The following is a 1,125-nucleotide window of genomic DNA, read 5'->3' on the forward strand; positions in this document are numbered from 1 at the left end:
CGAAAATTTAAAAATACGCTCTAAAGCTCAAGCTAAAATGCTTGAAATGAGGCATTTAAAACCAGACCCACAAGCCCACCTTTCAACCTCTCAAAGCCTTTTGTTCGTTCAAAAAATATTTGCTGATGTTAATAAAGAAATAAAAGTAGTTGCTAATACCGAGAAAAAAGCAGAAAAAGCGGGTTATGGTTATAGTAAAAGGGTGTAGGCACAAGAAAATAAGAACACCATAAAATCGTTTTTATCTTCTAGGAGGCATCAGTCGGTTTTTTGCTATAGAAGTCGTTTATTGGCTTGCTCCCTTTAAAAGGGTGTGAATTTGGGTATAAAGAAAACTTGTATCAAGTTTTGTTGGAATGGATTAGAAAAATCTGATTGGATTGCCCCTTACAATTTTTCAAACCAATTGTTTAATAACGATTGAATATGACTATATATACTATAAAAATAAGATTTTGAAAGGTTGGTAATGGAATCAGTGAAAACAGGAAAAACAAATAAAGTTGGCAAGAACACAGAGACAGCTAACACAAAGACAAATAAAGAGACTCATTTTAAACAAGTGAGTGCCATTACAAATATAATCAGATCAATTGGTGGGTTTTTTACAAAGATTATGAAGAGGGTTAGAGAACTTGTAAAAAAACACCCCAAGAAAAGCAAGGCGGCATTAGTAGTGTTAACCCATGTTGCATGCAAGAGGGCAAAAGAATTAGACGATAAAGTCCAAGATAAATCCAAACAAGCTGAAAAAGAAAATCAAATCAATTGGTGGAAATATTCAGGATTAACAATAGCGACAAGTTTATTATTAGCCGCTTGTAACGCTGGTGATATTGATAAACAAATAGAACTAGAACAAGAAAAAAAGGAAGCTGAAAACGCTAGGGATAGAGCAAACAAGAGTGGGATAGAGTTAGAACAAGAAAAACAAAAGACCATTAAAGAACAGAAAGATTTGGTTAAAAAAGCAGAACAAAATTGCCAAGAAAATCATGGTCAATTCTTTATTAAAAAATTAGGGATTAAGGGTGGCATTGCTATAGAAATAGAAGCTGAATGCAAAACCCCTAAACCTACAAAAACCAACCAAACCCCTATCCAGCCAAAACACCTTCCAAACTC

Annotated in this window: 2 protein-coding genes; both read left to right on the forward strand. The window is 33.9% G+C overall.

Going from position 1 to position 1,125, the window contains the following annotated elements; genetic code table 11:
- Nucleotides 1–208: DUF874 family protein (locus CXY28_RS08555; protein ID WP_157819748.1), on the forward strand; the 208-nt coding region annotated here is incomplete at its 5' end.
- 261 nt (nucleotides 209–469) lie between these two features.
- Nucleotides 470–1,125: DUF874 family protein (locus tag CXY28_RS08560; protein ID WP_157819749.1), on the forward strand; the 656-nt coding region annotated here is incomplete at its 3' end.

The organism is Helicobacter pylori (genome assembly GCF_002832345.1).
In the GTDB taxonomy this organism is placed as follows: Bacteria; Campylobacterota; Campylobacteria; order Campylobacterales; family Helicobacteraceae; genus Helicobacter; species Helicobacter pylori_CP.